18 protein-coding genes and 1 pseudogene are annotated in these 22,770 nt (G+C 37.2%); 6 read left to right on the top strand and 13 right to left on the bottom strand.

Going from position 1 to position 22,770, the window contains the following annotated elements; all coding sequences use genetic code 11:
* Positions 1 to 458 precede the first annotated feature (458 nt).
* The 5 genes from ABNX05_RS21335 to ABNX05_RS21315 form a co-directional block, all read right to left on the bottom strand.
* Positions 459 to 1,037: a hypothetical protein gene (locus ABNX05_RS21335; RefSeq protein WP_349661558.1), complete on the bottom strand. Its 579-nt coding sequence runs from the start codon at positions 1,035 to 1,037 to the stop codon at positions 459 to 461.
* A gap of 567 nt (positions 1,038 to 1,604) precedes the next feature.
* Positions 1,605 to 1,841 (bottom strand): hypothetical protein, encoded by a 237-nt coding sequence (locus ABNX05_RS21330; RefSeq protein WP_349661557.1) that lies wholly within the window; start codon positions 1,839 to 1,841, stop codon positions 1,605 to 1,607.
* 22 nt (positions 1,842 to 1,863) lie between these two features.
* Complete coding sequence (locus ABNX05_RS21325; RefSeq protein ID WP_349661556.1) at positions 1,864 to 2,124, bottom strand: hypothetical protein; 261 nt, start codon at positions 2,122 to 2,124, stop codon at positions 1,864 to 1,866.
* An 86-nt stretch (positions 2,125 to 2,210) separates the two neighbouring features.
* Positions 2,211 to 2,381 (bottom strand): hypothetical protein, encoded by a 171-nt coding sequence (locus tag ABNX05_RS21320; RefSeq protein WP_349661555.1) that lies wholly within the window; start codon positions 2,379 to 2,381, stop codon positions 2,211 to 2,213.
* A gap of 297 nt (positions 2,382 to 2,678) precedes the next feature.
* On the bottom strand, positions 2,679 to 3,125 hold the full coding sequence (locus ABNX05_RS21315) for a MarR family winged helix-turn-helix transcriptional regulator (RefSeq protein WP_349661554.1): 447 nt from the start codon (positions 3,123 to 3,125) through the stop codon (positions 2,679 to 2,681).
* 152 nt (positions 3,126 to 3,277) lie between these two features.
* On the opposite strand from ABNX05_RS21315, the gene ABNX05_RS21310 reads away from it, so the two are divergent.
* The 3 genes from ABNX05_RS21310 (at position 3,278) to ABNX05_RS21300 (ending at position 5,956) form a co-directional block, all read left to right on the top strand.
* On the top strand, positions 3,278 to 3,682 hold the full coding sequence (locus ABNX05_RS21310; protein WP_349661553.1) for an Ohr family peroxiredoxin: 405 nt from the start codon (positions 3,278 to 3,280) through the stop codon (positions 3,680 to 3,682).
* Between the two features lie 26 nt (positions 3,683 to 3,708).
* Positions 3,709 to 4,335, top strand: coding sequence for a nitroreductase family protein (locus ABNX05_RS21305; protein ID WP_349661552.1), 627 nt, complete (start codon positions 3,709 to 3,711; stop codon positions 4,333 to 4,335).
* 238 nt (positions 4,336 to 4,573) lie between these two features.
* Positions 4,574 to 5,956 carry a dipeptidase gene (locus ABNX05_RS21300; protein ID WP_349661551.1) on the top strand — a complete coding sequence of 461 codons (1,383 nt, stop codon included), beginning with the start codon at positions 4,574 to 4,576 and terminating at the stop codon, positions 5,954 to 5,956.
* A 46-nt stretch (positions 5,957 to 6,002) separates the two neighbouring features.
* Here the strand turns inward: ABNX05_RS21300 and ABNX05_RS21295 are convergent, their stop codons facing one another.
* Positions 6,003 to 6,575, bottom strand: coding sequence for a nitroreductase family protein (locus ABNX05_RS21295; RefSeq protein ID WP_349661550.1), 573 nt, complete (start codon positions 6,573 to 6,575; stop codon positions 6,003 to 6,005).
* A gap of 288 nt (positions 6,576 to 6,863) precedes the next feature.
* Positions 6,864 to 7,358: an amidase domain-containing protein gene (locus ABNX05_RS21290; RefSeq protein WP_349661549.1), complete on the bottom strand. Its 495-nt coding sequence runs from the start codon at positions 7,356 to 7,358 to the stop codon at positions 6,864 to 6,866.
* Between the two features lie 171 nt (positions 7,359 to 7,529).
* Between ABNX05_RS21290 and ABNX05_RS21285 the strand changes: the two genes are divergently transcribed.
* The gene (locus ABNX05_RS21285; RefSeq protein ID WP_349661548.1) at positions 7,530 to 8,552 is read left to right on the top strand and encodes a DUF2804 domain-containing protein; all 1,023 of its coding nucleotides are present in this window, start codon (positions 7,530 to 7,532) and stop codon (positions 8,550 to 8,552) included.
* 929 nt (positions 8,553 to 9,481) lie between these two features.
* Here ABNX05_RS21285 and ABNX05_RS21280 read toward each other — a convergent pair.
* Positions 9,482 to 10,201 (bottom strand): glycerophosphodiester phosphodiesterase, encoded by a 720-nt coding sequence (locus ABNX05_RS21280; protein WP_349661547.1) that lies wholly within the window; start codon positions 10,199 to 10,201, stop codon positions 9,482 to 9,484.
* 248 nt (positions 10,202 to 10,449) lie between these two features.
* On the opposite strand from ABNX05_RS21280, the gene helD reads away from it, so the two are divergent.
* On the top strand, positions 10,450 to 12,687 hold the full coding sequence (gene helD, locus ABNX05_RS21275; protein WP_349661546.1) for an RNA polymerase recycling motor HelD: 2,238 nt from the start codon (positions 10,450 to 10,452) through the stop codon (positions 12,685 to 12,687).
* 474 nt (positions 12,688 to 13,161) lie between these two features.
* On the opposite strand, the gene ABNX05_RS21270 is transcribed toward helD, so the two are convergent.
* Positions 13,162 to 14,631, bottom strand: a complete 1,470-nt coding sequence (locus ABNX05_RS21270) for an MDR family MFS transporter (protein ID WP_349661545.1) — start codon at positions 14,629 to 14,631, stop codon at positions 13,162 to 13,164.
* A gap of 145 nt (positions 14,632 to 14,776) precedes the next feature.
* Between ABNX05_RS21270 and ABNX05_RS21265 the strand changes: the two genes are divergently transcribed.
* A complete protein-coding gene (locus tag ABNX05_RS21265; RefSeq protein ID WP_349661544.1) occupies positions 14,777 to 15,352 on the top strand; it encodes a TetR/AcrR family transcriptional regulator in 576 nt (191 codons plus the stop codon).
* 335 nt (positions 15,353 to 15,687) lie between these two features.
* Here the strand turns inward: ABNX05_RS21265 and ABNX05_RS21260 are convergent, their stop codons facing one another.
* The 4 genes and pseudogenes from ABNX05_RS21260 to ABNX05_RS21245 form a co-directional block, all read right to left on the bottom strand.
* Positions 15,688 to 18,714: a hypothetical protein gene (locus tag ABNX05_RS21260; RefSeq protein ID WP_349661543.1), complete on the bottom strand. Its 3,027-nt coding sequence runs from the start codon at positions 18,712 to 18,714 to the stop codon at positions 15,688 to 15,690.
* Between the two features lie 359 nt (positions 18,715 to 19,073).
* On the bottom strand, positions 19,074 to 20,093 hold the full coding sequence (locus ABNX05_RS21255; RefSeq protein WP_349661542.1) for a WxLIP family cell surface protein: 1,020 nt from the start codon (positions 20,091 to 20,093) through the stop codon (positions 19,074 to 19,076).
* Between the two features lie 264 nt (positions 20,094 to 20,357).
* Complete coding sequence (locus ABNX05_RS21250; protein ID WP_349661541.1) at positions 20,358 to 21,131, bottom strand: WxL domain-containing protein; 774 nt, start codon at positions 21,129 to 21,131, stop codon at positions 20,358 to 20,360.
* Between the two features lie 19 nt (positions 21,132 to 21,150).
* Positions 21,151 to 21,798, bottom strand: a pseudogene (locus tag ABNX05_RS21245) (WxL domain-containing protein).
* Positions 21,799 to 22,770: the final 972 nt, after the last annotated feature.

The raw sequence follows: 22,770 nt of genomic DNA, 5'->3' as shown, positions 1-22,770 counted from the left end.
TTGCACGAAAGCGTAGCGTCAGTAGCACAATGTAGAGTTGAAACATCTAAATATTTCGATTCATCTTCAATCATAAGTAAAAGCTGAACTAATTATTAGTTCAGCTTTAAATCACTTATTAAAATGTCACATATTATATAAGACATTCTGTTTTATGGATGTATTATAGTTGAATAGGCATACCTCAGTTTAATCTATAGAATGAGCATAAGAGAGGACGTGTCCGAAATGAGTCAAAAAAAGTACAGGCAAAATCCGGCACCAACACATATTGTACACGGATTGAGGCTCTGAAATATACAAGTGAAGCTTTTGACCAGCGCTACAGAAATACGAAATGATTCCGTCATTTAGCCAAAAAGAATGTCCATATGACAATGCGTACATCGAATCATTTCGTAATCGAACTATCCAACATTCCTATTGGCCGCCTTATGTTTTATAAGTCTATAAAACCGTCATCTTCTTCTATTTCTAGTATTTCTTCCTCGATCATTCGCCGCTTTTTCATTTGTCATCTTGTTAGAACTTTCATTACTATCATCTTTATTTTTATCTTCATTTTTATTTTCATTTTTATTTTCTTGATTATTCTTTCCTTCATTAGCTTTTTCACTAGTTGTTCCTAAACTAATATTGCGAACATGATACATTGCCAGACGAATAATTTCTTCTTTAGAGAAGATAGAAATATAATCGTCCGTCACTTCATCCATTATGCCTTCTAACATTTCTGGACCACCACGATTCACTTTAACCCAATGATGTCGTAGACTACTTACCACTGTTTTAAAATCTGGTGCAAGTAAGTACGAGTCTGTTGCAGGATCTTCAACACTAAATTCCATCCCATCTCTTGAATTTAGCGTAATGCTTTTAATATGCTGTGTTTTGTAATAAACAATCCCATCTTTTTCTGTTAATAATACAAAATGATCGTCTTCAGCAGCCATTAACTTCCCTATACGTGATTCAGGGCCTCCCCTATCCACTCTTATAACTTTATTCATTAACGTAAGCAGAAGATCTTTATTCATTCTTTTAGCCTCCTAATAGTATTGTCTTGTTATCTATATGTGTACTTGAATAATAAACCTATGTAAAATGCCCATCTAGGTAAAAATATAACATCTAATCTGGGTTCTAGATTTGAGTCAATAAAGACAAACTACAAAGATAACAGTATTTACTTTACCTATTAAATTGTCACAAAAACTTTTACCTTCTATCGCCTTTTTGTGCATAATAAAAGCCACACCTTATTGGATGTGACTTAAAATAAAATTTCATAATGAAGGAATCTAGTCCATTAGGAAATGCTCTATCCCCTGTGGTAATTTTCATATATAGACTATACTATCACCTCTTGATTAGAATACTTGCGCAAATACATAAAAATTAAAGATTTGAATTATTTTTTGAAGTAACTTAAACCCTTACTCATCTCAGAGGTGGCACACTTTGTGTAACTGGCGTTTCACTTACGTTACAAGAAACGTCCTTAGCTGGCGTATTGCTCTCACTTGCATAAAGAGGCATTATTTAAAATATGGTCGCAAAGTATTTACACCACAAAAAAAGCATATCCTCATTGGAATATGCCTTCATATTTGTTTATTAAAGTTCTTTTTAATTAATTTATTATTGTTTTTAGCAACTTCTATTACACAAATCATACATAATGCTAAAAACAATAGAGACCACTCTATTTTTTCATATAAGAAAAACGAATAGATAACAGCAATTACACTGTAACATAATATAATGCTAGCAATAACTATTCCTTTTTTATTCACGTTATTATCATAAACTGGACGTTTTTTATGTGGTGTTTCTTCCATATTAAATTCTCCCTCTTATGTTTTATGTATTCTTCAACTTTGCTGAAACTTTAATTTCTTCCTCGGCCATAAAACAACATTTACCTTTATCTGTAAACTTTACATTCACAAACCCAAGTTTGTCTTCATCTGAATAGTCTTCTCCATGTATATACCCGAAGCTTTTCAACATAAATGTCCCTTGTATTTCTTCTTTCGGTATATCTTTAGTTTTCTTCGTAAAAAGAATTTCTGTTCTTCCATTTTTAACTTCTTCTAAAATTTTCACCTCAACATAGTTCATCTCAAAAATTAATAACACCTCCAAAATACCTATATATATAATAGGCTAAATGGAACCTATTGTCATTACAAAAAGAAGTTACCAATTCAACAGTCGAATACTATCATCACAATATATAATTCATTTGCTGTTTCTGTAGGTTGATGATAACTGAATACTATATTGTTAATTTCGTGACTTTTTGCATTTTTAATGGCATCATTCACTTTCTTTTCTAATCCTAAAAGATCCTCTGATTCATAAAATTTAACCTCCAATAATCCACCTCATCTTTCTAATCTAATAAAATGATATGTGCGGATGTTTTACTAAATTCATGATCATGTTCTAAAGGAGTTAGAGGAAAAAAATGTTTCGGTATTCAGTCAAACTTTGCAGGCTAGTGGGGATAAAAAGTAGTGCTATAAAATCTATAGGATTGGGGGCAATTACATTATCTTTAATTATCCCTGTTTTTATTATATAAAATAAAAAACCGCCAACTTGATAGCTGGCGTTAACATATTGTGATATGTGAATGATTCAATAGTTCCGGGAGAGACTCAAAAATCAGTTTATTTTTCTAGCTTTTCATCCTTGATTGGCAAGTCACATTGTAAAATATCTTGAAGGACTATTTTTAGCTGCATATACTGGTGTTCTGAAATGTTCGTTTGCTTCATTACTTGACGTGACACTTCAGGTAGCTTTTGGCGTACTTCAATTCCTACTTTTGTTAAATAGATTTTCATTTGTCGCTCATCTTCTTTAGAACGCTCACGACAGACGTAGCCTGTTGCCTCTAACTTTTTTAGTACTGGTGTTAATGTACCAGAATCTAAAAATAAACGTTGTCCCAATTCCTTCACCGTAATTTGCTCATCATCCTCTAAGGCTAGTAGGGCAATATAACCTGTATAAGTTAAATCGTATGGCTTTAATAAAGATGTATATTGTCGAATGATTTCCTTTGAAGTTGCATACAAAAGAAAGCATAGTTGATTATCTAAATGATTCGGCATAGGAACCCCCTCTTTAAGTACTTCTAATACTATTAATACTAAAAATAAAGTTTCTACTTGTCAAACACAATTGAATTGTGTACAATCGATTTTGTAAAATTAAATTGTGCACAATCTAATTGTTTAGTGCCGCAGAATAGGAGTTTTATCTAATGAAAGAATTATATACAACAACAATGATTAATGACGGTGGCCGAAATGGTAAATCGTATGCAGAGGATCAATCGTTATCATTAAATATTGCACCACCTGGCTCGAAATTAGAGGATGTTACAAACCCAGAACAACTATTTGCAGCAGGTTATAGCGCTTGCTTTAATAGCGCGTTAGATTTAATTAAACGTCAAAAGAAAATTCGAGGGGCATCAACAATTAAAGCAACGGTTAAACTAATCGAGCAAGCCTCCTTTGACTACGTGCTTGCTGTTGACATTGAAGGACATATTGAAGGCTTATCGATTGAAGAAGCACAACAATTATTAGAAATTACACATACTGTTTGTCCATATTCAAAAGCGACAATGGGCAATATCAACGTAACAATTAAAGCGGTTTAATTTATTTTAGTAAAAGAGGGAATAAAATGACAAAAATTACACCAGTAAAACAAATCATGCACGAGCGTAAATCGGTTCGTAAATACAATGCTAACACAACGATTTCTCGTGAAACGATTATGCAACTATTAGAAGATGCTACTTCATCTCCATCTTCAAGTAATATGCAACCATGGCGCTTTATCGTCATCGATGATAAAGAAATCCAACAGAACATTAATATTTTTTCATTTAATCAAGAACAAATCGAAACAGCATCCGCCATTATCGCTGTCATTGGAGATACAGAAATGTATCTAAACGCAGAGGAAATCTATGCAAAAAACGTTGAGCTAGGCTATATGCCTGAAGAAATTGCAAGTAAGCTTGGCAAGGATTCTCTAGCAATGTATAGTTCGATTCCAAAAGAAGCGCTATTAAATATCGTTCACTTTGACGCAGGCTTAATTTCAATGCAAATTATGCTATTAGCGAAGGAAATGGGCTATGATACAGTCCCAATGGGAGGCTTCGACAAATCAAAATTTGCTGAATATATGGAATTACCATCGAACGAAGTGCCAATTTTATTACTAGCGATTGGCGAGGCAGCTGGACCAGCTTATGGTTCTTCACGTCTTCCAATTGAGCGCCTTGTACGCTTCAATAAATAATTTATCGGTTGTACAATCGATTTTAGCAATGTCCTTGAATGCATTTGGAGGACATTGCTTTTTTATAATAGAAAAGAACAGTAATGAAAGTATGTGAGTGACAAGCATCCAGCAAGAAATTTACAGGTAGTTGGCAGTTGGGCTAAATATGGAAGAAACCATTGCTATAGCAAGATTCCCCAACCACATTATGCTATACTATTTCTATTATCGAAATATTTGAAAAGAGGGATGCTAGATGACAAATGTACAGCAGTTAGATGCGTATTTCACAGAACATCGCGAGGCACACTTAAATGAATTAAATGAATTTTTACGTATTCCAAGTATTAGTTCTTTATCTGAACATAAGGGCGATATACAAAATGCCGCAGAGTGGCTAGCGAACGCATTTAAAAAGCTAAATCTTGAGAACGTCTCTATTACGCAAACTGCAGGTCACCCTGTTGTTTATGCTGATTGGCTACATGCTGAGGGTAAACCAACTATTCTATTTTATGGTCATTATGATGTACAGCCTGTTGACCCATTAAATTTATGGGAAACAGAGCCATTCAACCCTACGATTCGTGACAACAAACTGTTTGCTCGCGGTGCTAGTGACGATAAAGGACAAGTGTTTATGCACTTGAAAATGATTGAAGCCTTATTTGCGACAACTGGCACTTTACCAGTGAACGTGAAATTCATCTATGAAGGTGAAGAAGAGATTGGTAGTCCTAACCTTCCTGCCTATGTTGAAGAACATAAAGAGAAACTTGCTGCAGACTTAATTTTGATTTCTGATACAGGTTTATATGGTCCTGGTAAACCTGCTGTATGCTATGGATTACGCGGCTTAACAGGGGTTCAAATTGATGTCCATGGTGCTAAAGGCGACCTTCACTCTGGTCTATACGGTGGCGGTGTACAAAACGCTATTCATGCATTAGCTGACATTTTAGCCTCTTTCCGTGATGAGCATGGAACAATTCAAGTGGAAGGCTTCTACGACAACGTTTTACCATTAACGGAAGAAGAACGCGAAGCTTACCGTGCACTTGGCTTTGATGAAGAATCCGTGAAGGAAGAAGTTGGCGTGAAGGAATTATTCGGTGAAGCTGGTTATTCCTATTTAGAACGCACTTGGGCGCGCCCAACATTAGAGGTCAATGGTGTGTTTGGAGGCTTCTCTGGCGAAGGCATTAAAACAGTGCTTCCTGCTGAGGCTAGCGCAAAAATCACATGCCGTCTTGTGCCAAATCAAGAGCCAGATGAAATTGTAGCACTTTTAAAAGCACATATTGAAAAACATAAACCAACTGGCGTTGAAGTGACGATCTCTGAATTTGATAAAGGACGTCCATTCTTAACACCATTTGATCATCCATTTATCCAAGCTGCTGGTCGCTCATACGAAAAAGTATATAATGTACCAACTGCTTACACACGTGGCGGAGGATCCATCCCTATCGTCGCTGCCTTTGATGAAATTTTAGAATTACCAGTAGTGCTAATGGGCTTCGGCTTATCAAGTGAAAACTTCCATGCACCAAATGAGCACTTCCATTTAGAAAACTTCGATAAAGGATTACGTGTTTTAAGTGATTATTTATTTGAGGTTGCTGAATTACAAAAATAAAATAAAGAAATCCCCTCGTCTATTTTAACGAGGGGATTTTGCTAACTTATTTTCCAAAAATCGTAACGATATCTGCTGATTTTTTACGTTCTTTCCCTTTTGGTGCTTCATCAAAATAACCAACTTGTAGCATCGCAATCACGCGCTCACCCGGCTGAACCTTTAGAGCTTCACGGAATTTAGGGTTATCTAGGAACCCAGGTGTTTTCCAGCATGAGCCGATTCCTTTATCCCAAGCTAGCAATTGAATGTTTTGAATAAAAATACTTGCCGCTCCGAAATCTTCTAATCGCTCTTTTTGTCGTGCATCCTCTGGAACGATGACAAAAGCATAACCACCTGGCAATGTGAATTTCGTCATTTGCTTCGCTAAATCTTCACTTGAAAGCTCCTGCCATTTCGGTATCGCTATATCACGCAATAAATTATGAAGAGCCGATAACTCCTCACCACAAGCAACGACTAAACGCCAAGGCTCACGATTACCGTGATTCGGCGCCCATACCGCATCGTCAATAATAGCCATTAAATCTTCACGCTCTACTGGCTGACCATTAAATTTTTTAATAGAACGACGCTCAATAATCGCATCCCTTACAGATAAAACTTGTTCACTCATATACTCATATCTCCTTCTATAACACTACAATATATTTATCAATTATGCCTCGGCATAATTGCGTCCGGAATCGGCTTTGTGCTTAGGCCTGCACGACGCAGGTCAGTTATCCGTTATCGCATGGATGCGATGATTTTAGGCTAACATCCCCTAAGAACTCCTTTCCGATTCCGTGACATCCGCCGGAGGCTTTAACTTCATTCAGCGGCTGTTTGCTGAATGAAGTTAAAATTTATCTTCTATCCCTCACATTATCACAAAATGATGAGCTTTAAAACTACTATCCCTTTAAGCAAAACTATCATCAATATGAATGTAATAATAAGTCATGCTTGGCGTATAGGCTGTTGAATCTTCATAAAAATAGGGTCGGTTAATACTATCTGAAGTGTGTGCATTAACATAAGGAATACCATTTTGAATACTAGTCACAATGACAGAATGGTCAACTCTCCCATCCCCTTGAAAATCATAAAAAATAATATCTCCAAGCTCTAATTCTTCGGCAGACTGAACCCGCCTTCCCTTTAACCCAGTCGTTGAGCCTTCCAAATACCATCTAAGGGAATGTGCAACAGACCAGCTAAAGCTCCAATTCCCATGCTGAAGCCACCAACCTTTCCCTCTGTTTGGAGCCCCCCGCATAGGTGCTCCCCCAGCAAGTAAACATTGAGATATATAGTTCGTACAATCAACAGTGAAATTCGGAAACGCTGGATTACGCCTGTTCCACCACAAATTCGCATACTGCACAGCAGCCTGTCTGTTATACATTTTTGCCACACTACCCCTCCTTATTTTCAACATATGTATAAAGAGATATTTCTATTAGCTAGGTACTTATTCATAAAAATGTCGAAAGTGGTCTTATTTGGCACTATCTTTGCTAGTTTTTGCTACAATAAGGGTAAGGAATTATAAATATTTATTTTATGATCAGAAGGGATGTTGAATGTGAAGCAGCATGCTGAGAAAGAAATTATACAACCTACTCTTTTATGCGATAAAAAAGGCAATTTAAATCCAGCTGCCATCGGATTTGCACGCAAGCCTCTTATAAACAGCAATTTAAGTGGCCATATCATGCGCAAAAAGAAATGGAATTATTGGTGTGTCTACGGTGATGAGATCATCTTCTCAGCTACTATTAGTCATCTAGACTATGCAGCGGTCTGCTTCGTCTATTTCCTTGAATATGAAACACAGCGCTACTTTGAAAAAACAATTATAGTTCCATTGGGTGGAAAATTAAAAATGCCTACACAGGTGCTAGATTCAGTAACCTTCAAAAATAGTGAAATGATGATCGATATGACCTATGTACAAAACGAAACTCATCTATCCGTTTCGATCCCAGACTTTGATGGAGATACTTTATGTGCAAAGCTTATCATTCAACATCCGCCTACAGACGAGTCATTGAATGTAGTCATCCCTTGGAACCGTAAAACTTTCCAATTTACAGGGAAGCATCACACACTTCCTACTTCTGGTTTTGTGTCAATTGGTACTCGCCGCTTTACATTTTCTCCTGAGGAAAACTTCGCTGTACTAGAATACAGTCGTGGCGTTTGGCCGCGCCAATCCACATGGACTTGGGGAATGGCCTCACAACGAGTTCGAGGCAGACGAATCGGACTCAACTTAGGCGGTAAATGGACAGACGGAACTGGAATGACCGAAAATGCTGTTTTCGTTGAAGGCAAAATGACAAAAATACATGAAGATGTACTATTTAATTATAATCAAGAGGATTTAATGCAACGGTGGAAAATTAAAACTAAATTCACTAACCAAGTTTCATTAACATTCTCCCCATTCTACGAGCGTGTTGCCGTCACAAAAGCTGGCCTCGTAAAATCTGAAGTACACCAAATGTTTGGCTACTACGACGGTACCGTATTACTAGACAACGGCGAAACACTTGTCATCAAGCAAATGTTAGGCAGTATCGAAGAGAATCGCGTTAAGTGGTAATAACTCTATTCTTTTCATACGGAGATTTAACGCACTGAATTGCGCTCCCTCAGCGCGTTAAATCCGAAAAGCCTATGAATAAAGGCTTTCTGCGGATTTTCGTGGGGCTATCTATGAGTTTTGGCGGGGCTTTCCGTCGATTTACGTTGGAGCTTTCCAGGATTTTGATGGCTCTATCCACGTTTTTGGCGGGGCTTTCCACGATTTCGGCGAGTCTATCCGTCGCTCTGATTTCTTTCCGTCGCTTTGCCTCTTCTTTCCGTCGCTCTCGTCTTTCTATCCGTCGCTTCGACTTTTCTTTCCGTCACTCTGATTTCTATCCGTCGATTCGACTCTTCTTTCCGTCGATTCGACTCTTCTTTCCGTCGCTCTCGTCTTTCTATCCGTCACTTCGACTCTTCTTTCCGTCGCTCTGATTTCTTTCCGTCGATTCGACTCTTCTTTCCTTCGCTCTCGTCTTTCTATCCGTCGCTTCGGCTCTTCTTTCCGTCGCTCTCGCCCTTCTATCCGTCGATTCGACTTTTCTTTCCGTCACTCTGATTTTTATCCGTCACCTTGGTTCTTCTTTCCGTCGCTCTGACCTTTTTATCCACCGCTTTCGCCTTTCTTTCCGTCGCTTTAATTTCTATCCGTCACCTTGGCTCTTCTTTCCATCGCTTTGGCGGTTCTATCCACGATACGAACGGTTCTATCCACGACTTTGACGAGTCTATCCACGATACGAGCGGTTTTATCCACGACTTTGACGAGTCTATCCACGATATGAGCGGTTCTATCCACGACTTTAACGGTTCTATCCATCACCTTGCCGGTTCTAATACTTTGCCTTCTCTATCCGTCAATTCGACTCTTTTTTCCTTCCTTCACCCTAGCTCTTCTTTCCGCCACGCCACGCCACGCCACTCCACCCAATCCACGCTCCAGTCATTCTACCCTACTAACGCAGCTACGATCTTCTCCGGGTCATCTGTAAATATTCCTTTTACTCCAAGCTGCTGTAATTGTTTTGCGTCCTCGACATCATTTACTGTATACACTCGGACAGTCGTTCCTTCATTAAGAGCTTCTTGAACCGATCTCCGAAATGCTGTAGGTAAATTGACGTGTATAGCATTTGCCGGGATTTGAGATGTATAGCCGGTAAAGTCAACTAAAATTTCTGCAAATAGCGCCGCTTTTTCTATATATGGGGCTCTTTGGGAGATGATTTGAATAGACTCATGATTGAAGGAGGATATAATCACTCTTTCTGTCATTTGATAGGCAGCGATCTCCCTAATAACAAGGGCTTCTATCCCGTCATATGGAAATACATCGGTTTTGAGTTCAATATTAATGCGATGATTTGTGCCTGCAAACAGCTCTAATACGTCTCCTAAAGTCGGAATGCTTTCATCTTCAAATGCAGCTGAAAACCATGAGCCAAAATCAAATGCTCGAAGCTCTTGTAGCGTGTAGTCCTTTACGTAGCCAGAGCCATTTGATGTACGGTCGATTGTTTCGTCATGAATAACGACTAACTCCCTATCTGCTGTTAAATGAACATCTAGTTCAATGCCTGTAATCTGAAGCTTTGATGCGGCTGTAAAAGCAGCCATCGTATTTTCAGGGTATTGTGCCGAAACGCCTCTATGAGCAAAAATTTCCAATCTAATAACCTCCTAGTTCACTCACCTTTAGGTGGTGGAGCGATTTTCTATCATTCAAGTTCTCTTGTTCTTCCCTAAATAAGCCTATTACAATTTCACTTGCTGGTAAATATTATATATAGTAGTATGAGAATCTACATTATTTATACCTAGGCATCATCGCGTCCGGATTCGTCTTTGAGCTAGGGTCTACTTTTCTCTTCAAAAAATTTTATTAAAACATCATAAGTAATTAGGAGGTGCTAAAAATGACTGCACAACATCCAGATTTTAAGGCTGAAGTAGAGCGGCTTGCTTACACTAAAAATTACATGCAGCAAATTTTAAATGAATCGCAAAGAGGTTTGCAATCTGCTCAGGAGAATATTCGTAAGTCGATGGCGGATCTTGATTATTTAGATTCAAGTTTGGGCTATAATAACATTTTGGCAAATGCTCGTTTTTTTGAAATGGCTCGAAACCAAAAGGAAGGCTTAGAGGCTATTCAAAAAAAACCATACTTTGCCCGAATTCATTTTCAAAAGACTGGCGATCCTGAAGAATTTCTTTATATCGGAAAAACATCTTTGTTTCATCGAGAAACGCATGAGCCGATTATCGTCGATTGGCGTTCACCGGTAGCGAATGTTTATTATGATGGTCGCCTCGGGGATATGGAATATGATGTCCGTGGAGAAATCCATAAAGGACACCTATTTGCCAAGCGACAATATAAAATCCAAGATGGTGAATTGCTTGATATTCGAGATATTGATTTAACGACAAACGATGAGTTACTGCAAGAAGCGTTAGCTGGAAAAGCCGATGTGCGTTTGACAGAAATCGTCTCCACCATTCAAAAAGAACAAAATGAAATTATACGAGCACATCTTCGTCAACCGATTATCGTTCAAGGTGCTGCTGGTAGTGGAAAAACAACCATTGCCCTACACCGAATATCGTACTTCCTCTATACAATGGGCGAGCATTTTAACCCTGAGCAACTCATGATTTTAGCACCGAATAAGTTATTTATCGATTATATTGGAGATGTTTTGCCAGAGCTTGGTGTCGATAAAATTTGTCAAACAACCTTTACCGATTACGTTCTAGCTACGACTAAGCTAAAACTGAAACTCCAAAACCCTAATGAGCAGTTAGAATCGCTTGTTGCAGGTGAACCCCAACAAGTAGCTTCTTGGATATCTGAAATGAAGGGCTCCCTTTATTACCGTGATGTCATCGAGCGCTACGTGCAAAAGATTGAGCAGGAAATTGCTAACCAATTTGAGGATGTATTCATTGAAAAATATTGCATTATGCGTGCCTCCCATTTAAAGAAGCTATTTTTATATGAATTTTCTTATATGCCGATTGAAAAACGACTGGCACATATTAAAAAAGTGCTAGCAAGCCATGCCCGTCAAAAGAAACAAGCTATTTTAATTACTCTCCATAAAAAATATGATGCAGCACTTGGCAGAGCACTTGATGGATTCCGTGATGATGAAAAACGTCGTCGAGTTGTCACGAAGTTTATTGATGAGCGTGACGAACGCATTCCTGCCATTGAAAAAGAGGCAAAGTCAACAGCCACTGTTTATATGCGACGCTTTTCTAAACATAACATCAAGACTCTCTATCGTTCCCTTTTAACAAATGCTGAGCTATTAGCAGAGCTTGCACCTGAATGGCATTATCTTGAGCAACAGCAATTTTTACAGGCACATGCTAAAGAACAGTGGGTGCTTGAAGATTTAGCTGCCCTTTATTATTTACAAGCTCGCTTAAAAGGCATTCCTGATGAATGGAAAATGCGCGTCGTCTTCATCGATGAAGTACAGGACTATAGTTTATTTCAGCTTGCTGCTTTAAAAACAGGTCTGGAGACAGATATGTTTACGATGGTCGGTGATTTAGCGCAAGGAATTCACAGTTATCGTTCCCTTACTGCCTGGGAACCTGTCCAAGATTTATTTCCTAGAGCAAGCTTTAGAACACTTCAAAAAAGCTATCGAACGACCATTGAAATTATGGAAGTAGCGAACAAGGTTTTAGCACAAATGGATGAACAGCTCCCATTAGTAGAGCCGGTAGTTCGTCATGGCAATGTCCCTACCTATATAGAAGCTCCATCATTCGATGCCCTGCAAATACAAGAAATTTTTGAGGCCATTCGAGCTAATGGACATCATTCCATTGCTTTAATTTGTAAAACGACTGCAGAGGCAAAAACAATGCAGCAAGCATTAAAAGATAAAAAAATTGCTTCTCAGCTATTAACTGAAAACGAGTCTATTAATCAGGATTTACTGCTCGTTGTTCCGAGTCATTTAGCAAAAGGTCTTGAATTTGATGCTGTGATCGTAGCTGCCTTCGATACACCTTTCTACGATACGAAGGTGGATCGCAAACTACTTTATGTGGCACTCACTCGAGCCATGCATGAGCTGTATTTAATTGGTCCAACCAAAAATACTTTTCTATTAGAAAATGAACAGATGTAAAAAAAAGTCGCCTTCATAGCGACTTTTTTTTGCATCGAACATTCAATGCCCATCTATCATTTCCGAGGCGGTATGCGGTAAAACCTTCCTCTGGATAAATACGCTTTTACAACTTTCCACCATGACCTTGGTGCTTCCCTTGGAGGAGACTTCTTTTTAGGTAGTGCCGGCATGCGCATGGTAACGACTCCTTTCATAGGCTTGCTATTACTATATGAAGATAGTTACAAATTTATGATAAACGGTTTCCTAATGATAGCTTACACAATTAACTTTAGGACTTCTAGTATTTTTTACCAATAAATAGAATAAAAAACATTTTCTTCACACTTATCTGAAAACAGAAAGAGAGATGTATCAAACATACGATACATCTCTCTTTTTCATATTTTATAAACTAATTGTAAAATGACCGTTTCCATCGCCAATGTGGCAATATATCCACTCGCCCACGAATACAGCGTTTACAACCTTTTAATTTTCTAAAAGCTGAGTGGCTTTTACTTTCTTTTTCTGTCCTTTTAAGAAAAATGATACAACGAGGGCAACAATTATAAAGACTAACCCAAGCGTAAATGCCCCTTGGAAACCGGATGTCAAGCCATTTAACTTTTCAACTGGTTCCATTGGATTTTCCGAGCTTTCCATATATTTCGTTGTACCTGTTGTCATTTTCGATATAAATATTGCTGTGCCAATTGCGCCAGCTACTTGCGATAACGTATTAAAGATCGCTGTACCGTGTGGATAAAGCTCCGGTGTCAATTGATTTAAGCCATATGTTTGGGCTGTCATGACAAACATGAGTCCAACCATTAATACGCTATGCATCAAAATAATTTGCGTTAATGTTGTTTCTGCGTTAATACCACTGAACAACCACATCGCAAAGGCTACTAGCCCAATACCTGGAATGATAATAATCTTTGGGCTTAATTTATCAAATAGTATACCTGCAACTGGCCCCATGATGCCGCTAATAATACTTCCTGGTAGCATGATGAGCCCTGATTTAAAAGCTGTAACAAGTAAAACCATTTGTAAGAACATCGGTAATAATGTCATCGTTGAGAACAAGGACATCATGACGATGAATATTAACCCAACTGATAAAATAAACATTGGAAACTTAAAGGCGCGTAGGTCTAAAATTGGATGATCTATTTTTAATTGACGAACAACAAAAATGACTAACGCTATAACCCCAATCATTAAAGTGACATAAACTTCCGGATCTGACCATCCTAAATCACCAGAAGAACTAAAGCTATACACAATACCACCGAACCCTAATGTTGATAAAAGAATTGATATATAATCCACTTTTGGTCGTGTTATCTCAGAGACATTTTGAAGATACTGCATTCCAATTAAAATCGAAATGATAGCTATAGGTATAACAAGGTAAAATAACCATCTCCATCCAATTGAATCGACAATGATTCCCGATAATGTCGGGCCAATCGCTGGAGCAGACATCATAACAAGTGCAATTAATCCCATTGTGGCACCACGTTTTTCAGGAGGACAAATTATTAAAATTGTATTCATTAGTAATGGCGAAATTAATCCAGTGGCGATTGCTTGGACAATACGACCAATTAATAAAACGCTAAATGTCGGTGCAACCCCAGCAATTAATGTACCGACTAAAAATGTAAACATGGCGGTTAAGAACATCTGTCTTGTTGTGAGCCATTGTTGAAGTAATGCTGTGATTGGCACTAAAACGCCCACAACTAACATGTAAGCTGTAGAAAGCCATTGAATGGTTGAAGCTGTTACATCAAACTCTCTCATTAGTACAGTTAAAGCATTACCAAGTAGTGTTTCGTTTAAAAGCGCGACCATTGCACCTAACATTAATGCGATTATTATTGGTTTTTGTCTAATAGTAGAAAGATCAACTTTGCTACTTGTAGAACTAGTAGTCGTCATATTCATTTGTTAACTTTCCTCCTGCTGTCTTGACTATTAATACATGTGTATACAAAAGAACACACGTAATATAATATACATGCGTAGATTAAAAAGGCAGAATCAATTTTCAATAGTTATATAAATAAACTACAGAACAGGAGAAGTGTAGATGAAAAGTAATGAGAGGCAGCTGGATTTACGTATTAGACGTACACATAAATTATTGTGGGAAGCTTTATTTGAATTAATGACCCAACCAAAACAGAAATATAGTTCCATTACTATTAACCAAATTTGTGATCGTGCCATGGTTCATCGAACAACTTTTTATCAACATTTTGAGGATAAAAATGCATTATTGGCATTTGGACTTAGACAAAATCAAGAAGAAGCATTGACCGTACCACTTTTAGATCGATTAACGAAGCCATTTCAAGTGATAGAACAATTCTTACGTCATAATGAGATTGGTAAAATATTAGAGGCGCAAATGGATGATGAACAATTTATCAACTTTATGACTTATCAAACTCGTGAAATGAAGAAACAAGAGAATGAAGAATTACAACGAATTTGTAAAAATCACACGATACCATCTGAGTTGGTTATCGAATTCCACTCAGGTGTCATTACAACGTTAAGTGCATGGTGGTTACAAAATAGAAAAGATGTTTCAGCAAAGGAAATGGATAGCTACTTTCATGCAATGATCAATCAAGATATTTTTCAATTTGAAAAGGAATAGAATAAGTGAGGAATGATAACATATCACTCCTCACCTACGCTATCCTAGTAAATCATAGTGTAAAGCCTCTTTTCTTTTTACTTATTAAAACCGAAAAAGAGATGTATCTAATTACGATACATCCCTCTCCCCCCACTTCACAAATAAAAAACTAGAAATAAAGTAGGTTCACTTTTATTTCTAGTTTTTATCATTCATGTAGATAACAGCAGGATTAAGTGCCGTTTCTGAACTTTCATGAGCAGGCCACACATTAAGCTTTAACTCTTCGCCATCTATCTAATCAGAAATAAATCCTCTTCTTGATGTAGCCTAGCTTATCAAAATGTGCTAATTTATTTATTCAACGGTACATCCTGAAGTACCCACCTTATCGTTCCTTCATAAGCATCAGCCTTTGCGGTTCCAGCTGTCACTTCTAAGTAAAGTCCGTCCCCGTCTGGATTCCATGTATCTGAGATATTGACTACTTCACCGTTAGTTGTTTCCTTTTTATAAATCTGTACGGAAGCATCTTCAGTAAGGATTGAAACATTTCCACCATAGCGGTAATGTAAGCTATCCAATGTAGAACGCGTCTTCTTCCCTGTTAGTGGTTGATCTAGTCTAGCTGTCATCGCCCAAGAAGGTTTTTTAGACAGCGAACGATTATCTTTTACTGCTAAAGGCGCATCAAGGTTGATAGGATGGTACGTCTTATTTCGTGATGAAATCGTCAGTTTATCTCCAAAACTGATCGCCTGAGGCGCAGAAACGAATTCCAACACGCCAATCACACCAGTAATGATAATTTTCACATTATTTGATACCTGATTGATTTCATCACCTGTACTGTATTTCCCTGTTGCTACCGCCCAACCTGTAACGAACTCTCCTTTTGCCGCATTTTCTTTCACTTTAGCATTAAAAGTGACTTTTACTTTCGTTGAACGTGGCAAGTTAGTATTTGCGATTGCTAAAATCGTATTTGAGGAAGCATTATATATTGTGGTACCAATTTCACGGCCATTTACGTCGATTATTTTAAGGTCTGTTGGTGGTTCTAAGTGTGTATCATATTTGTGTATAATCGTGAGCTCACCATATGTACCTTTATCTTTCGTAATATAACCTGAATCTACTAAAATCTCAAATTTTAAAGTTTCATTCGGTGCGATTTCTGTAGGTACTGTACCATCTTTACTAAATACTTGTTCTGTAATGGTTAGTTTTGGGGATATTTTTTTGGTTTCAAAATTGGATATATTTGTTCCATCATACGCATATACCATAATCACTTGATCTAGCCCCTTTTCTATTTGCGCAATTGGAATTGTGAACTCCCACGGTACATCTGTATTTAGATTCGGATTTTTATATACTCCTATTTGCCCATTATTATCACCTATTTTATAAAAAAGAGTGACATAATCACTGTCTGCATCTTTCCATGTTCCTTTTATGTGATAACCACTTTTTGTAAATTCACCTTCATTATCTAATTGGATAACCGGTGGAAACGATGTAACCGGTGGATCCGGTGGAACTGGTTTATCTGTTACTGCAATTTGTAAATTTTCTTCCCTGACCTTGTTAGGCTCTTGCAGCATAGGCTCCCATCGGAATGCCCAGCCTGGGTGAGTTTGATAGGGATACATAACATCCTTACCAGGATCTTTGATCCCCATTGTATTCAATTGAGGAAAGGTATCAAGACTGAATGCAGGCGTTTCATTTGGATTGTCATTCCCTCTAAATGCTACCGGAGAGTTTGCATAACCATCACGTAAAAAATAAAGAACATAATCTTGACCGTCTCCCATTCCCTTCTCATGAAGATACATTCCTTTATTATCTCCTAACGAATACATCCTACTATTCGTATGTCGCTTACCTATATCCAAATGTGCCGCATATGCTAAATTTGTATAGGGATACATATTTTCTTTTTTCAAATATTTCATATTCACATTAATACGTCCAATGTTACTTACCGGACTCATTTTAATTTTAATATATCCTAGTAAGTAATCATAAGTAGCACCAATATAAACTACAGCTGCATAAGCAATCAATTCATGTGTTTCTTCATTTTTATATAGTTTCAAAATTGGCATTTGAGTAGTAGTATTCTGTGCAGAAGAACTTGGACTATCCCCGCTAGCAATCGTCAATCCGTTACCACGCCCATCTTTACTAGCACGTCCCTCATAATAATAATACGTAACGACACCGTTTTCTAGATACGGATTTATAGCTAAAGCAGTTGCTATCTGCATAAAACTCGCATTTGTATATTTGCCCTTATACACAACATCTTGGAGTGTCTCATTCATACTAGGCAATGGACGGAACCAGTCATCATTGTGCTGTAAATAACTAGACGAATTATTCAAAGATTCCACACTACGACCATTATATAGGTCTCCGAAGTACATGTAGTATTTTCTACCTTTACTATCTTTTGTATGGAGTTCCATTCCTTCATTTTTTGTTATTTGTGTAAATCCATTTAAATCATTAGGAGAATCATCCAACTGTGAAAAATCTATATTGCCGATTTTACCGACACTACTTATCGGCATTCCTGCTTTACGAATATCCCTTTTACATTTAGGTGCTGATTTTTCCTCGCTGTCTAACTCCTCCTGCTCCTCACCTTCAGTTACTAGTTCTTCTTTGCTGTTAGACTCTGGCTGTCCCTTACCTTCAATTTCTAGCTCACCTTCACTATCAAACTTTTCTACACAGTCAATTTCTAAATTTTCTTCACTTTCAGGCTCTTCCTCTTCCTCACAGTCAATTACTTTTTCCTCAACGTCAGACTTTGACTGTTCCTCAGCTTCGGTTGCAAGATTTTCTTCACTGTCAGACTCTAGCTGTTCCTCTCCTTCGGTTACTGGCTCTTCTTCACTTTCCGCCCCTTGCTGAGTCTCACAGGCATTCGCTAGATTCTCTTCATTTTCAGATTCTGCCTGTTCTTCCCGTTCTGTTGTTAGATCTTCCTCAATTTCTGACTCTGGCTGTTCCTCTCCTTCAGTTGTTAGATTTTCCTCGATTTCAGGCTCTAGCTGTCCCTCTCCTTCAGTTACTGAATTTCCCTCGTTATCAGGCTCTAGCTGTTCCTCTCCTTCAGTTACTGAATTTCCCTCGCTATCAAGCTCTGACTGTTCCTCACATCGAGTTGCTAGTTTCTCTTCGCTGTCAGACTCTTGCAGCTCCACATCTTCAGTTGCTAGATTTTCTTCACTGTCAGACTCTAGCTGTTCCTCACATTCGGCTTCCGGTTCTGTAGCATCACCAATAGACATTTCCGCTATTGATACATTCAGCTCAGAAAAGACTAGAAGAATGACAATCATCGAAATTATTAGTTTCCTCATTTTTTCTTTTCACCGACCCTCTTACATGTTAAACAGTTTCATTCCAACATTTCTCATATTAATAATGAAGTTAATTGCATAACGATAGCTTTGTGCCTTCTCATTTCTTCGAATTAATCTTTTTAATTTTAACAAGTGATTCATCAATCTTATTATTGATTCACTTGTTAAAAAAACCAATCGCGATTAAACACCTTGTCTATAAGCAATCAGCATCAACCGATAATCGCCTCTATCCTGATTCTTAGTAACTTAAGATTGGATTATAATTTATCCAAAATGAAAGGCTAGCAAAATAAACGATAAGAAAACAAGAAATTATCCCAAGCTACTTCCAGTACAAAGGCGTATTTTTTCTACTAATTATTAGTTACTTGTTGTTTTTTCTTCCAAAACAAAAACGATAGTAATCCTGCTAATAGCGCAAACAGCAACCCTACGATATACCATATATAATTTGGATCTTCAATCGATACATCTAGTTTATTGAATTTACTTGCTACTTCACCTTCGATTGTAAAATCCTTCTCAAATTCCCATGATTCTTCGCTTGACTTAGCCTTTAAATGTAAAGTATAGTTTCCAGATTTGAACTTTTCGCCATTCAAAGAAATCGGATAATCAAAGTTGGAATTCGGAGCCATTTGCATATCTTGTTTTTGGGATTTATACAGTTCTTCTTTTTTTCCCTTTTTCGTAATAACCGCATCCACTTCAAAACGATTTAGATAAGTTGCCGTTGGATTTTGAAGTGTAGCATTAATGACATTGCGTGCATTCACTTGTCCAGCTTTGACATCATGTAATTGTAAATCTTGTTTCACTACTTCATCAGTCTCTTGTAGAGTAATTCCTACTACATAAGCATATTTATTTTCAATGTTTACACCTTTATTTGTTTCCTCGGTATTTTTTGACGATGCCTTCTTCTCTTCTAATGTAATACCGCCTGCTAAAATACCATCAAATTCTTCTTCTGGCATCGTTACATTTAAATATAAATCTTTACTCCCTTTAGCAGGAATCGTAATCTCCTTATCTGTTTTAATTAAATCCCCTAATTCATATAGCAATGAAGAATCGCGTACAGCATTTGTAGGGCCGTACTCCACAACCCCATTAATGTTCGTTGTAGCGGAGTGAATGATTGGCTCAATGACAACATCATCTTCCGTGTCATTTTTCAGTTGAATCGTTAATGTCTGCTTTTGATTAGGTTTCATTTTCAGATTGAAATAAGATTTTTGTTTATCAATTTGGTTATCTGGAATGACAGTATACACACCAAAATTAAATTGAGATGCAGAAGCAAATGGCGTTAACCATATAAGGCTTACTATCAATATTCCAAATAAGGTACATAACGTATTTTTCCTCATAATTTCTACCATCCTTACTACTAGAGAGACTGGCTAACAAGTCTTCTAAGCTACTAAATTATTTCTTATTATGGTAAAAACCAATTGTACTTTCTGCTAGCAATGTGCGAGCTGCATTACTATCTGGCGCTACGTTTCACTCATGCTTTGTCGCAAATAGGATTAACAGGAGTTTACATAGGTTTTTACCTGACTATTTAAATCTTGAAATGACATGATAGGATACCATTTTTGCTTTATGACAGTACCCCACCATGATTATCCTTATTCATTTCCTTGTTCTTTTTCTCCATCTTCTTCAGGTACATCTGCCAGTGTCCATGTTAATGTCGTTGAATATTTTTCTGCATACTTTGTAGTCGCACCTGGGATTGAAAGTTCAATACTATCTGCCGCTGTATTGTCATCACCAAAAGCTAAGACGTAAGTACCGGAGCCTTCTCCTGCTTTAGCAGCCATAATATTTTCAGCTACACCAGTTCCATCCGGTTTTAAACTAAATGTAGATTTTGCAATAGATGGTTTAGGAGATGCAGAAGCTGTATTCACACTACCATTATTAAAAGTAATTTCAGCACCCGTTAGTACATTACCCGAAGCGCTCTTGAATTGACCATTTTGCTTCACTTGCAATGACCAACCTTTTTCTGTTCCACGATTATCTGTAACTTGAACATAGTTCGGACCGTCGCCACGTTTTTTAAATTTTTGTGCTTTTGCTTTGTATACTTGGTTGGTAGAAGTAATTTTTTGCTTACCAAAGTCTAAGCTAGAAGCATAGTCAATACTTAATGGACCAGGTGTTCCTGGCTTAGGACCGTTTGGGTCAGTTGGATCTACAGGGTCTACTGGTGTTCCTGGATCTGTTGGATCTACTGGTGGTGTTATTATGTCAGTAGCTGCCTCGAATTCGATAATTGCATTAGATTGATACTCGCCACCATCTGCTGCATAAGAAGTTACGCTCCCTCCTAATACAAAACATGTTAGCATTGTAGTTGCCACACCTAGTGTTTTTAAATTTTTATTGATTTTCACTTTTCATCACCCTTTATTATTATTTGTTACTTGGAACATCCGATAAGTTCCATGTTAATTTTGTGCTATATTTAACAGCATCTTTTGGCGTTTTCCCTGGAATGGTAAGGGAAATCGCTTTATTTTTTTGAACTTTTTCACCTTGGGTACCAGTCATCTCATCTACTTTCCCCCAATAGTTCACCCAAAGGCCAGCCCCTTTAGTTGGTTTTGCTGACATGACAAGTGAATCAGCCCCACTTGGATCTAATGCAATTACCTCAGCAACCATTGGCAGTGTCACCACTGTTTTACCTGTGACAGTTGAATTAACAAATTTGATTTACGAGCCAGCTAATTTTTTATGTTGTGTTGTAGCATTAGAAAACTGACCATTTTGTTTAACAGTTAATATCCAGCCCACATTTGTTCCACGATTATCTGAAATTTGTACATAGTTCGGTACATATGTACTTTTCTCATCAAAATGCAACTCCTGTACACTCGCATAGTAAATCATATCTTTATTTGATATTTTATTAATATCAACATCGAGACTTGATGCATAATCAATACTTAGCGGTCCACCGGTTCCTGGATTAGGATCTACTGGATCCACTGGCCATCCGGGGTCTGGATCAGTTGGATTTACCGGACCTTGTGGATCTGAATTTGGAGTAAATTCCACCGTTACTAAGTATTTATAAGTACCTCCTTTGATATCTGCTGAAGCAAATTACGGTAAGATAACCATTCACTTAGCATCGCAGTAATAACTGCAACTTGTATTGCCTTGTTATTCATACGTTAACCTCCTCTCTTATTTGTATTTTTTTATATTTACGTATCAGATAAAATTCTGATACGGTAAATAACACTCTTAAATGATCTCCCTTTTTGTGGATTACTTACAACAACCATACGAAGGATAAAGTTTTTGTCTTTTTTGTAATATTATTACATTCATTAATCAAAAAAGGACATCTTCTTCATGTTAGAATCATTCTCTCAGCTTGTATTTTATTTATATTTACGTATCAGATAAAATTCTGATACGGTTAATAACACTCCTAAAATTATTATTCCTAAAGTTAGAGGCATCTTCCGAACTCAGATCACTTCCGAATCAGTTAGCATACTTTTAACAAAAGGTTAACTTCCTCTTACTTGGATAAGCTTGAAATTCAGCTTTAATTAAAAAGAAATACTTAGAAACTTCATTACTATTAATACAAATACAGAATTATTTACTTTTTATACTTAACCTATACCTCAAACTGAAAGTCTTTAAACATATTTTCTCTCTTTTTACTTCCCATTCTGTTACAGCTACCAACTGTAATGCAGTTTACAAAAAAATAAAAATCAACTTTTGTTGCTTTTCCTGCATAATTTGATAAAAGTGATTTTAAATCAACGAAGTTTCGAAATTTTAACTTTATTTGCATGATTTTCAATGAGTTTGTCGTAAAACCTATTAACACTATTTAGGTTTTATGTATGACATGACGACCCTAAAGCTTGTGGTGGTAACACTTCTGTATTACTTGCAACTGTCGAATCATCAATAACCTTTTTTCAACTCTTTATATAAAATTATTCCACTTCCGAAAAACAAAAAAGGCATCCTTTTATCTTTTGATCTGGCTTATTAAGCCAT

Origin of the sequence: Lysinibacillus zambalensis (genome assembly GCF_040183165.1) — a bacterium.
Taxonomy (GTDB): Bacteria; Bacillota; Bacilli; order Bacillales_A; family Planococcaceae; genus Lysinibacillus; species Lysinibacillus zambalensis.
The sequence above is the reverse complement of the archived record's forward strand: the minus strand, read 5'-3'. Positions and strand labels throughout refer to the sequence as shown.

Coding starts and splice junctions, on each gene's coding strand:
- ABNX05_RS21335 (WP_349661558.1), bottom strand. CDS start 1,037: ATGAATAAAGATCTTCTGCTTACGTTAATGAATAAAGTTATAAGAGTG.
- ABNX05_RS21330 (WP_349661557.1), bottom strand. CDS start 1,841: ATGGAAGAAACACCACATAAAAAACGTCCAGTTTATGATAATAACGTG.
- ABNX05_RS21325 (WP_349661556.1), bottom strand. CDS start 2,124: ATGAACTATGTTGAGGTGAAAATTTTAGAAGAAGTTAAAAATGGAAGA.
- ABNX05_RS21315 (WP_349661554.1), bottom strand. CDS start 3,125: ATGCCGAATCATTTAGATAATCAACTATGCTTTCTTTTGTATGCAACT.
- ABNX05_RS21310 (WP_349661553.1), top strand. CDS start 3,278: ATGAAAGAATTATATACAACAACAATGATTAATGACGGTGGCCGAAAT.
- ABNX05_RS21305 (WP_349661552.1), top strand. CDS start 3,709: ATGACAAAAATTACACCAGTAAAACAAATCATGCACGAGCGTAAATCG.
- ABNX05_RS21300 (WP_349661551.1), top strand. CDS start 4,574: ATGACAAATGTACAGCAGTTAGATGCGTATTTCACAGAACATCGCGAG.
- ABNX05_RS21295 (WP_349661550.1), bottom strand. CDS start 6,575: ATGAGTGAACAAGTTTTATCTGTAAGGGATGCGATTATTGAGCGTCGT.
- helD (WP_349661546.1), top strand. CDS start 10,450: ATGACTGCACAACATCCAGATTTTAAGGCTGAAGTAGAGCGGCTTGCT.
- ABNX05_RS21270 (WP_349661545.1), bottom strand. CDS start 14,631: ATGAATATGACGACTACTAGTTCTACAAGTAGCAAAGTTGATCTTTCT.
- ABNX05_RS21265 (WP_349661544.1), top strand. CDS start 14,777: ATGAAAAGTAATGAGAGGCAGCTGGATTTACGTATTAGACGTACACAT.
- ABNX05_RS21260 (WP_349661543.1), bottom strand. CDS start 18,714: ATGAGGAAACTAATAATTTCGATGATTGTCATTCTTCTAGTCTTTTCT.
- ABNX05_RS21255 (WP_349661542.1), bottom strand. CDS start 20,093: ATGAGGAAAAATACGTTATGTACCTTATTTGGAATATTGATAGTAAGC.